At 32.6% G+C, this 12,023-nt stretch carries 10 protein-coding genes and 2 riboswitches; of the genes, 4 read left to right on the forward strand and 6 right to left on the reverse strand.

Annotated features, from left to right (window positions below; all coding sequences use genetic code 11):
* Positions 1-109: 109 nt before the first annotated feature.
* The 6 genes from N4A68_11480 to N4A68_11505 all read right to left on the reverse strand — a co-directional run bounded on the left by N4A68_11480 (position 110) and on the right by N4A68_11505 (position 7,896).
* Complete coding sequence (locus tag N4A68_11480; protein MCT4564915.1) at positions 110-1,660, reverse strand: oligosaccharide flippase family protein; 1,551 nt, start codon at positions 1,658-1,660, stop codon at positions 110-112.
* Between the two features lie 75 nt (positions 1,661-1,735).
* A complete protein-coding gene (locus N4A68_11485) occupies positions 1,736-2,584 on the reverse strand; it encodes a YitT family protein (protein ID MCT4564916.1) in 849 nt (282 codons plus the stop codon).
* A 101-nt stretch (positions 2,585-2,685) separates the two neighbouring features.
* Positions 2,686-4,188 (reverse strand): acetyl-CoA hydrolase/transferase family protein, encoded by a 1,503-nt coding sequence (locus tag N4A68_11490; GenBank protein MCT4564917.1) that lies wholly within the window; start codon positions 4,186-4,188, stop codon positions 2,686-2,688.
* A gap of 29 nt (positions 4,189-4,217) precedes the next feature.
* The gene (locus N4A68_11495) at positions 4,218-5,450 is read right to left on the reverse strand and encodes a hypothetical protein (protein ID MCT4564918.1); all 1,233 of its coding nucleotides are present in this window, start codon (positions 5,448-5,450) and stop codon (positions 4,218-4,220) included.
* 143 nt (positions 5,451-5,593) lie between these two features.
* Positions 5,594-5,785, reverse strand: a riboswitch (cobalamin riboswitch).
* Between the two features lie 292 nt (positions 5,786-6,077).
* Positions 6,078-6,977: a hypothetical protein gene (locus tag N4A68_11500; GenBank protein ID MCT4564919.1), complete on the reverse strand. Its 900-nt coding sequence runs from the start codon at positions 6,975-6,977 to the stop codon at positions 6,078-6,080.
* Between the two features lie 202 nt (positions 6,978-7,179).
* On the reverse strand, positions 7,180-7,896 hold the full coding sequence (locus N4A68_11505) for a cell wall hydrolase (GenBank protein ID MCT4564920.1): 717 nt from the start codon (positions 7,894-7,896) through the stop codon (positions 7,180-7,182).
* Positions 7,897-7,909: 13 nt separating this feature from the next.
* Positions 7,910-8,043: riboswitch (cyclic di-AMP (ydaO/yuaA leader) on the reverse strand.
* Positions 8,044-8,354: 311 nt separating this feature from the next.
* Between N4A68_11505 and N4A68_11510 the strand changes: the two genes are divergently transcribed.
* The 4 genes from N4A68_11510 (at position 8,355) to N4A68_11525 (ending at position 11,822) form a co-directional block, all read left to right on the forward strand.
* Positions 8,355-9,173, forward strand: coding sequence for a MotA/TolQ/ExbB proton channel family protein (locus N4A68_11510; protein ID MCT4564921.1), 819 nt, complete (start codon positions 8,355-8,357; stop codon positions 9,171-9,173).
* Positions 9,157-9,864, forward strand: coding sequence for an OmpA family protein (locus tag N4A68_11515; protein ID MCT4564922.1), 708 nt, complete (start codon positions 9,157-9,159; stop codon positions 9,862-9,864). Before N4A68_11510 ends, N4A68_11515 begins: the two co-directional genes overlap by 17 nt.
* 265 nt (positions 9,865-10,129) lie before the next feature.
* Complete coding sequence (locus tag N4A68_11520; GenBank protein MCT4564923.1) at positions 10,130-10,681, forward strand: nitroreductase family protein; 552 nt, start codon at positions 10,130-10,132, stop codon at positions 10,679-10,681.
* Between the two features lie 115 nt (positions 10,682-10,796).
* Positions 10,797-11,822 carry a patatin-like phospholipase family protein gene (locus N4A68_11525; GenBank protein MCT4564924.1) on the forward strand — a complete coding sequence of 342 codons (1,026 nt, stop codon included), beginning with the start codon at positions 10,797-10,799 and terminating at the stop codon, positions 11,820-11,822.
* The last annotated feature ends 201 nt before the right edge of the window (positions 11,823-12,023 follow it).

Consider the following 12,023-nt stretch of genomic DNA (forward strand, 5'->3'; position numbering starts at 1 on the left):
AGCATATAAATATTCTTTTTACACATAAGATTATACATTTTTCTTCTTGAAAATAATGTCGAATCGTGTCGCAATGTTCTAAAAATTTCTATATACATCTCAAATAACTTCATTTAATATCCCTGGCCGACATTATCATTTTAAGAAAGGATATGGGTAAAGCCCTTGTGGCTATCACAACTAAAAAATATACTATGAATCCAGATACTAAACATATTGGCTTAATAATAGGGCCTGTAAAGCCATATGAATTTAAAATACTATGCAATAGGAATATGAAGGATGTCATTATGATCGATGAAATGAAGGGCTTTATTATGATATCGATAAAATTTATTCTTATACTGATCTTTTTATTTAATATGTAAAGATCAGATAAGCATATGATAAAAATAGATCCTATAAATCCAATAAAGTACCCATTTATTGAAATCCATTCCACTCCTACGAGGAAATATATGCATAATGCAAGAAAACCCATTCCAATAAATCTATTTATGCTGGCATTTATCTGTTTGCCAATACCATTAAGTATACCGGATAAAGTATGCTGTAGGGACATAAACACAGTATTCATTCCCATAACGAAAATAAATTTTCCGGCTTGTATGTCGTTATAAAGATATAATGCCAAGGTCTCAGGAAAGAAAGCATATATAGCCGTAAGGGGCATGGCTACTAAAAAGGTGATTTTAATGGCATAGGATATAACCCTTTTAGCTTTAGCATATTCCTTCAATCTAAGATGACTAGATAGGCTTGGAATTATATTGACGACCAATGCAGATGTAACTATAAAGGGTAGGGAAACCAGGGGCATAGTCATTCCCATTATTCTTCCAAATATAGCTATTGCTTCACCATTTGCACAGCCCGATTCCATTAGTTTTTGAGGCAGAAGTAATGCATTTATAAATTGAAAGGATACATTAAATATCCCCGATAAAGTCATTGGAATAGCTATGATACTTAGCCTTTTTATAATAGATACTGTACTAATTCTATTTTGAATAGTGTTTATTGTTAGGCTATTTAGCTTTATATAGTTACATATAAGCCACAGAAGGCTAAAGAATTCTCCTAGGCTAATTCCTATGATTGCCATAAGCGCTCCATTATGGGAAGAACTGGGCTTGAAATAATGAATAAGTATCATAACTAAAATAAATCTAGTCGTATGCTCTATGATCTCTGATATGCTAGAAATGATCATTTTTTTCTTACCATAAAAATATCCTCTAATAAGAGATGTGATAGAAATGATTAGTATGGCAGGAACAAGTGAATAGATAATAATAATATTACTTGTAGATTTAAATATTTTTTGGCTAAAATATGGAGAAAATATGGGAATTAAAGAGATAAGTAATACCGTGATAAAACAAGTTATAGATAAAGCTACCTTAAAAACCTTCCTTGTCCCATAGATATTATTCATAGAATCATACTCAGAAGCTAGCTTTGAAACCGCCGTTGGTATACCTCCAGTGGTTATGATAAGAAAAATCATTAAAAGGGGCATCAGCATATGAAATATTCCTATACCTTCCGCCCCTATTAATTTACATAATACAATATCATAACTAAAACTTATCAATCTAACAATCAAATTGCTAAATATCAAAATAAAAGTTCCATATACAAAGCTAGATTTCTTCAAGTCATCACCTCTACATAATCGAATATGTCTATTCATATAATTATGTTAGATGCTGTAAAATTATCATATGTTTATTTATATTGGCAAACTAAATCCATTTCCCATAACCTCTCTAACAGTTGAAGCCATCACAAAGGCTTCTTTATCCTTTTCCTTGATAAATTTTTTAAGTCTTATAAATTCCTTCTTATTCATTACCGTAGTAATTACTGTTTTACTATTATTTGTATATGCTCCTTCAGCATGATATATTGTTGCACCCCGATTGATATCCTTATTAATAAATTCCTTTATTTCATCAGGATATACACTAATTATGGAAATACTAATCTTTAGGTCTAACCCTTCAATAACATTGTCAATAACAAAAGCATTCATCATAACACCCAATAAAGCATATAATCCCAGCTCTAAACCAAAGGTCAATCCAGCTAAAAGTGTGATTACAAAATCCGAAAGCAATAAAGCCTTGCCAATCTCTATGTGGAAAAATTTATTTAATATCTTAGCAACTATATCAGTTCCTCCAGTGGAAGCATTCTGATAAAAGATTATTGCCATACCAATTCCTTGAATGAGAATTCCAAAGAATAGATTTAAAATCATGTCATTTACTATAGGATTATATATGGGTAAAAATTCATCTACTATCCACACTACTCCTGTAAGCGCAAAGCTAGCATATATTGTCTTAGCTCCAAATTGTCTTCCTATCAATATAAAGGCAACAATAAATAGTATCAAATTCATTATAAACATCATATGTCCTATAGATAACCAAGGAAAAATATTGTTGATAACCATGGCGAACCCAGTTACTCCACCCACAGCTAAATCAGCTGGTACTAGAAAAAAACATAATCCTAAAGCTACTATAATTACTCCTATAGTTATGATTACATAATCCTTTATTATTGTTTTCATTTCAAACACCCCCACTGGAATCTAGATTATCCATATAAAATTGAAAACCATACTAAATATTTCTAATTTTTCTATGAATAATCTAGGTTTCACTATATTTATTATAAAGATTTCATGGTCCCTTTTTTTGTAAATCTATCATGCCAAGATAATGCTTCATTTAATATATGGGGTGTATGCTTATGTCTTCCTTCTTTAGCACGGTTAAAATAATCCAAAAGCATGGGTCTAAAATCGGGATGCGCACAATTATTTATTATAGCCATGGCCCTTTCCTTTGGACTCAATCCCCTGAGATCTGCAACTCCCTGATCCGTAATCACAACCATAACATCATGCTCCGTATGGTCATGGTGAGATACCATTGGTACAATCGAAGATATATCTCCATTTTTAGCCCTAGAGGAAGTGGTGAAAATTGAAATATAAGCATTTCTGGTAAAATCTCCAGAACCGCCTATACCATTCATCATCCTAGACCCCATTATATTAGTTGAATTTACATTACCATAAATATCTACTTCTATAGCCGTGTTTATGGCTATGATTCCAAGCCTTCTGATTATTTCTGGATGATTGCTTATTTCTTGAGGTCTTAAAATAATTTTATCCCTGTAATCCTCTATATTTTCCTTGAATTTTTCTAATCCCTCCGCCGACGGAGTTATAGAGGTTCCAGATGCAAATAGAACCTTACCTGTATCCAGAAGTTCAAGCATGGAATCCTGTATAACCTCGGTATAACAAACTAGATTCTCAAAATCAGACTTGCCTAGACCTGCTAATACAGCATTTGCTACGCTTCCTACTCCCGATTGTATAGGCAGAAGTTCATTAGTTAATCTCCCAGAATGAACTTCCTTTTCTAGAAAACCTATAAGATGGGCAGATATCCTTTGGGATATTTCATCAATCGGGGCTAGTGGACGGACATTATCCCGTATATCCGTTATCACTATTGCCTCTATCTTATCTATATCACAGGGAATATACTCAGTTCCTATTCTATCATTTGGCATGGTAATAGGTATTGGTCTTGTGTAAGGTGGATTCTTCGGAGTGTAGATATCAGCCATTCCTTCTAATTCTAGGGGCTGACTTGTATTAATCTCGACGATTACCTTATCCGCCATCTCAACATAGTTAGGAGAAGTTCCTATAGATGTGGATGGAATTATATTTCCCTCCTTAGTTATTGCAACTGCTTCTATGATAGCTATGTCAATCTTCCCCAAAAACCCTAGCTTTGTATAGTGTGGAACATGACTAAGATGCATATCTAAAAACTCACATTTGCTATTATTTATACTGTCCCTAAGGCTTTCATTTGTTTGATAGGGCAACCTTTTTTTTAACATATCCCCTCTAGCTAAGGCCCCATCCAATTCATCACCCACTGAAGCTCCTGTATAAAGATTTATTTTGATTTTTTTGTTTGTTTCTTTTGATAGCTCTGCCAAGGCAAGGGGTACTGCCTTTGGATAACCAGAAGGTGTAAATCCACTTGTTCCCACATTCATACCATCCTTGATTAGCATTGCAGCTTCTTTAGCAGTACAAATCTTATCTACAAGCTTATTATTCCTAATTCTATTTGAAATCATGGTAGTATCCTCCTTAAATTATATTGCTTTTATATAGGTAATCTATATAAAAGTATACCGAAAATAATTTTCCCTAATAATGCAAAGGGATAGGTGGCTCCATAGCCTGCGACTACATCATCACTATCAACTGAATTAATCGCTGCTCCCAGCCCTGGAGTACTAGTCATTCCCCCACAAAGTGCCCCTAATAACATAATTCCATTTATTTTAAATACATTTCTTCCTATTATAAAGCCCATAAGTATAGACAAGGCAGAACAAGCAGTGGCTAACAATACTAATTGTCCTCCTTCTCCTGCAATTGTTGTTATAGTTGAGTATCCATATCTCAGCCCAACTATTGCTAGGAATATTGAAAGTGAAAGTTCTCTTATTATGCCTAATATTTTAGGATTCATTTTAAAGTTCATAAATCCAATTTTTCCTATGTGGCCTAATATTAAACCAGCTATTAAAACTCCACCGGCAGATCCGAAACTTACATATTTAATAGCCTCACCCATATAAATTTTTATTTGACCAAGGAAAAAACCAACTATACATACAAATAAGAATGAAAGAACATCAAAATCAATAGCATCTAAATTAATCTTTTCTTCTTCATCCCTCATTTCATGCTTAAATAATTGTTTTTCTTTTTCAATATCAATCTTAAATATAATGGGGAGAATCTGCATAGATAAGGTTATTATTGTAACTCCTGGAATATAACCTACAGCATATCCAAAACCAATCATAGCTTCAGCTTCTTTTCCTAAACTTGATACCGATTCTAAAACTGCCGCTAAACCTGGAGAACATGTTAATGCCCCTACATAGGTTCCCGATATAGCGTATATATTTGATCCTTTATTAAAGTAAGCCATTATAAAGCATATTAGGGCACCGGTAGATGTGATACTTAAACCCAATAGAACAAATTTGAATCCATATTTTTTTATAACTTTTCCGATATCCTTTGAGGCCAATAGTCCTACCGATGCAATAAAGCAAATTAAAGTAAAAAGAAATAGCTCCTTTGGCACCATGCCATTTTCAAATATATTTTTGACATAGGCTGGGATATCTTCTAATTTTTCATAGGGTAAAGCATAGGTTTTATACACATACCACCCAATAACTAATCCAGTAAACAAACCTCCTGAATTTCCTAATTTAACCCTTTTAATTTCTATCTTCCCTATCATTAAGCCCGATATAACCGATAAAAATATAAGTACAAATGGGTCAGTAATAAATTTGACGTAATCAAAGTTCATTTCTACGAGTCCTCCCTTAATCGACAAACTAAAAAACATCCTTTTTAGATCAAAAGGATGTTAGTTATAAATAAGCATCAAAATAGACATAAATAGAGTGTCAAATGACTTACTCATAACACCTCCTCATCCTCGTGAGTAACTACGGTATTGTTCCCTATGGCAGGTCTCCTGACTCAGAATCTTCATAAACCCATACCTTCCCATTTCTTTTATCGAAAAACAGTGGTTTCATATAGATTTACTCCTCATTACAGTGGCGGGACCGTGTTGGACTTTAACCAAGCTTCCCTTTTAAATCTCTGATTATAGATATCCCAGTCAAAACTTCAATTTATGCTTATCAAAACTCCCCAGAAACATGGGATATTTCCATATGCATAAATTAAGATTCACCCTAACCTCTATATACTTAATCAGAAATACCATAAAGCTCCGTATTTAATTTATACACCTTGATTTTAAATTAGTTATAAACATATGTCAATATGGTATTTAAAGATATACTATTATAATGATATACACTTCATATAGGGCTTTCATAGTATAACTTAACTTGTACATGGACAAATATGAGATGGTTCTGGGTATTTTGATATGTATAAATCAAGATTCGCCCTAAACTCTCTATACATAATTCACAGGATGATATTTTAATATTTCCTTTGAAAGCAATGTATAATATACCTTTATAGGATCACCCTCACCAAATAAAAGCTCATCATTACTTGAAATCTTTATCTCTCTTTTTTTATTATAATCGGTTATTATGTAAACATAATAATATGATCCTCCACTTCTTCCCCTACTTTTTCTATAACAACCTGTACATTCTCCTTCTATAGAACCAACTAAGGCAAATGCAATATCAAATAAATATAATATTGGCTTTGCCAATATTAGAATCATTATTGGATGAAATCCCTTAGTATATGCGACTACTAATATTAAAGCTATTAGATATACTCCAAAGGTTCCTTTATTGGATAGGTCTATTATATCCTTCCTAGTAAAATCTTTTTCTACATTTGAAAAATCAAGCTTATATCTCCATAAAAAGGTATTCTTATTCTCATATTCTTTATAGGTACCACATGCCTTTTGCCACTCTACTCTTCTATCGGATTCTAATGATTTATTACTTATCCATAATAAGGTCATTGGAATGGAAAAGATTAATGCATAAAATGCAAAATGTGCAGCTAAAGGATTATCCCTTAGTTTACTAATGATCAGATAATAGGCTAATAAAATAACATTTATCATAATCATGTATAGACTACTAGCCACCTTGTTTGAAAAACTTTCTGAATTGTATCCCTTGATTTTAGAAATAGAAACTATGATGATAAATACCCAAAATATTTTAAGGAATCCAAATAACTCAATTAAATAACTTGCAATTCCATTATCAAATACACTTAAATCAAAAATAGCCAACCCACTTATCAGCACATTTCCTATAACCAATACTATACAAAAATATAAGAAACCCTGTAGTTCTCTTCTATCACTTTTTATCCCCATATGTCTTCCTCCTAGTAGCACTCATTATTTTCCTAAATTATTGTATCATACTATTCTTAAAATATTCTTACATAGTCTTAGAATTTTCCTCTAAAAAAAGATATCTTTTAGCAGTAAGCTAATAGATATCTTTTTTTAGAGTTTTATATATAGGGGTTGTGTGAGAAAATTGTCCTTTTAGACGGCCCCTTTTGTAGTCCTTCTATTTGTAAAACACATGGTTTCCGATTCTCTTTACATAGGTTTTATTCTCTACAATCCATTTACCTGCTGACTTATTGGGATTAAAGAAATAAGTACAGCTTCCCACTGGCTTTGCACCATTTAAGGCATGTTTAGCTGCCTCAATGCTTTCTTGAGAGGGGGTATTATATATAGTCCCTTCTGCAACGGGACTAAACTGAGGAATCCCTCTAAAATATTCAAATATTACACTCTTCACAGTATTTGGGAATTCCCTGGAATATACTCTGTTTAAAACAACGTTTCCTACTGCCATCTTACCTTCATAGGACTCAGCCCCGGATTCAGCATGTATTATCCTAGATAACCAATATAGATCTGTTGAATAGGTACTAGTACTTGCACCCCTACTAGCAGCTAAGGATGCAGGTGCAGAATATAGGTAAGACTGTGTTTGTTTACCTGCTATCCCATCAACAGTTATTCCGCATGCTTTTTGAAATTTAATTACTGCTCCTTGGGTCTTTGGGCCATAGATACCATCCACAGGCCCTGGCGAAAAACCTTTAGTATTAAGAGTATATTGTAATTTGGATACTTCGTTACCTCTACTACCAAATCTTAATGTTAGATAAAAGTTTCCATTACTTTCAACAGAGTAGGCACTAGTGACATTAAGTGAGATTAGTAATAATAAAAGGATTATAGATATGGTCTTCTTCGAGTATGTTTGCATACACTATATACACTCCTTCCTAATTATTAGCTTCCGAAGTTAGCTGACGGGTTCGGGATAGAAGGTTCCCTACCATATTATTCATGGATTAACCCCATTTTTGGTTCCTCCGTACCTGAAATTATCAGGATTCAGCAAGTGTATAAATTAAAGTTTTGACTGGACTCTATATAGGGATTTTAGTATAGACTTTAACTTATACTATGAAAGCCCTATACATAAGCTATATTATATAAAATTTCCGATGTTATGTCAACCATTTTCGATAAAATTCCATTAATTACAATATACTACATAATTCAAGACTATTTGACTAAATCCCTATTTTTTATACAAAAACCACCTTTATTAAGTTGTCTTAGATACAATTTGTGGTAAAATAGTATGGTAGATCATTCACAGGAGGTCTGAAACTAACAAACCCCCTGTGAACATTTTTTATTAACTGGAGGTGCAATTTGGACAACTCAAGAAACAAAAGCTTAAAGATTGGAATAATAACTTTACTCCTAATCCTACTATGTCATTCTATTCTTGGCAGTATATCCGTGAAAAGCTTCATTAACTTAAAAGCATTGGAGCTAATCGTTTCAGGAGTTATTCTATCAATTATAATAAGCTACTCCTTTGAAACAATAATGTTTACAGTTAAAACCATAAAAAAAAGCTTTAATGTAAAAATTGATTATGCAATGGATATATTTACTTTATACGACTTTGCCATAAAAATTAAAAAAGATGGTGCATTAAAGATAGAGTCAGAAATATTACAAGAAGAGAATCAGTTTATTAAAAATGCCATGAGTCTTGTATGCGATTATCAAAAACCTGATAGTATCAGGGACATACTTGAGAAAGATATAGAATCAAGACGCAGGAAGCTCCTTAGAGCCTATAATGTTCTTAAAATGATATCCCAAGTAGCTCCTTCCTTTGGTCTTATTGGTACCCTAATAGGAATGATAGGCCTACTATCTCATATGAATAATCCAAAATTGATTATGACAAATATGTCATCTGCTTTGGTAAGTACACTTTATGGCGCTCTTATTGCCAACTTTATTGCAGTTCCCTTAATGGGTAGAGTAAAGGATTTGATCGATAAGAAGACACTGGAGTATAAAATAATTTGCGAAGGTACTATCTTAATTGCTAAAAATGATTCTGTACGTAATGTTTTTGACAAAATGAATGTCATGCTTCCAGATAATTTAAGACTTCAATATCCTAAAAACTTTGGAGAAAGGAATTACTCAGAAAATGAAATCCTATCATGATGATAATATAGAATATGAGAGTGATATTTCCAGTCATTGGATGATAACCTATAGTGATATGGTCACAATTATACTTTGTTTCTTTATCATCTTCTTCACCTTCTCCTCTGAGGAACTAAGTTCACTTTATACGGTAAAAGATTCTTTGCTAAATAAAGTGAACATGCTAAGTAGTGAAAATACTAAGCTTAAGGAAGAAAAAAAGTCCTTATCAGAGAAACTCTTCAATATGAAAAATGTAGAAACTGATTTAGATAGTTCAAATGAAGAATTTATTTCTTTCTTAAGGAATAATGATCTTTTAGAGGATATATCCATAAGCGAAAAAGAGAATGAATTGATTATTAGATTTAAAGATAGTGTTTTATTTGACAGCGGAAGTGCTGAGATAACTGAAAATGGATATATGGTTTTAGATAAAATTGCTAATAAGCTTAAAATGATTGATAATGACTTTGTCGTAGAGGGTTTTACCGATAATGTTCCAATAAATACGGAAAAATATCCCTCCAACTGGGAGCTATCCTCGGCCAGGGCAATAAGCGTAGTGAAGTTTTTTATATATAAAAAGCACATCGATGAAAATAGGATTTTCTTTAGCGGTTGGGGAGAAAGAAAACCTCTGGCTTCCAACGATACTGAAAAAAATCGAGCTAAAAATAGAAGAATAGAAATCAGAATAATTAATTAGCACTAAAAAATCCCATTTTTTTCCATATAAAAAGTGGGATTTTTTTAATTTCTTGATGCAAATACTATACATGTACGCTTGTAAGCTTAACCTACTCAAGTAGCCACTGAGAATCCTTTTACGCTCCTCCTACAAATCTGTTTATCATCTGAATAAAGAAAGGACAAAACAGCTTTGTAAAGGGAGCTAAAAGGAAACCTCAGAGCCTACTTTCGTTGCTTAACTTTTATTAGCGTACATCTATAATGTACGAGGAGGTGTAAATATGCAATTCTATGATGTTATAGAAAGTAGACTTAGTGTAAAGAAATTTGAAAGCACACCTGTGGATAAGGATAGTATTGCTAGAGCCATTAATTCGGCTATGATGTCTCCATCTTGGAAAAACAATACATCCTATAAGTTTATATTAGTTGATGATCCAAGGGAGAAGGAAATGCTGGCCCAATCCATAATAAACGATACAGATAAATCTGCCATATCAGTTAAGCAAGCTCCGATAGTTGCAGTTGTTGTGGCTGATCCTTCTAAGTCCGGTGTTGTTGGGGATAAAGAATACTATTTAGTAGACAGTGCTATAGCTATGGAGCATTTTATACTTGCTGCGACAAATGAAGGTTATGGTACATGCTGGATTGGTGCATTTGACGAAAATAAAATTCGTCAAACCCTGTCTATACCAGATGATTACAAGATAGTTGCAATGACTCCAATAGGAAAAACTGCTGAGAATCCACAGCATCACTCTAAAAAGGATGTAAGGGATCATGTATTCCTAAATAAATGGGGAGAAGCATTTACTGAAAACTACTCTTAATCAGTTGTTTTTAAAAAACTAAATCAGTTCATAAATATCACCTCAATAAATAGAATTCACAGGGAAACTTATTGTTGAATATCATAAGATTATAAATATTTATTGAGGTGATATTGTGAGTTATAAATATAAAAATTTAGTTTTTGAAGGAGGCGGAGTCTTAGGAATAGCATATTTAGGAGTATTGGATTTTCTATATAATAATGGTATATTGCAAAACTTCAAAAGAACAGCAGGAGCATCGGCAGGGGCAATAACTGCATGCTTAACTAGCTTTGCTTTACCCTTTAATGAAGTAAAGCAAATGGCCGACAGCTTAGATTATAAACAAATCCCACAGAAAAACAGTCAAGACGATCTGAAGGGAATCCCTTCTGCCGTAAAAAGAGAAATCGAAAAAATATTTGGAGACATTGATTGCATATATAGATTAATAAAAAACTATGGTTGGTATTCCAGTGAATATTTCTATGAGTGGATACAGGAACAGATAGCATCTCAATTTGATAGTTCTAAAAAACTTCCTCCCTATACCTTTGCAGATTTCAAAGATTCTAGTATTCATAAAAAACGAAACCCTTTTTTAGATTTATATATTATTGGTACCGATATATCCACTAATTCTTCAAGGGTTTTTTGCTATGAAACAACCCCTAATATGGAAGTAGCTAAGGCGGTTAGAATCTCCATGTCCATCCCCCTATATTTTGAATCTATAGAGGTTAATATAGGTAACGCAAACGAATCCCCACTTCCCCATATTTTTTCGGACGGTGGAGTCATGAGAAACTATCCTATAAATTTATTTGATTCAATTTTTTTCAAAGATATGATCGTTGAAGGTGCCAATGCACAAACCCTAGGAGCAAGATTTATAAGTAAACCAAACTATGATGAAATCAATAATCTAATAGAATATATAGGAAATCTATTTAAATCCTTTATGAAGGTTCAGCAAGACATGTATAATCGTAGTATTAAGGACAAATTAAGATCTATTGAAATAGACACTAAAAATATATCCTTTATAGATTTTGATATAAGTCCAGATGATGAAAAATATAATTTCCTATATAACCAAGGCTATAGAGCAGCTAAAAAATATTTTCAAAATAGAATGTATTTAACTAGGACTTACTAAATATACATTGCGATTTCTAACTGTATCCATTTATATCAATAGAGCAAATTGCATAATTACCTTCTAGAAAAACTATCTACCATATGTAGTCTAAAATTCTTCAAAGCCATACCATCAAATATGCTTATATCTTAAGCAATTAAATCAAGGATGATATTCGCATATTAGGTTTAGCCAAGTAAGAGTTATGCAATTTCCTCA

Origin of the sequence: Maledivibacter sp. (genome assembly GCA_025210375.1) — a bacterium.
Taxonomy (GTDB): Bacteria; Bacillota; Clostridia; order Peptostreptococcales; family Caminicellaceae; genus JAOASB01.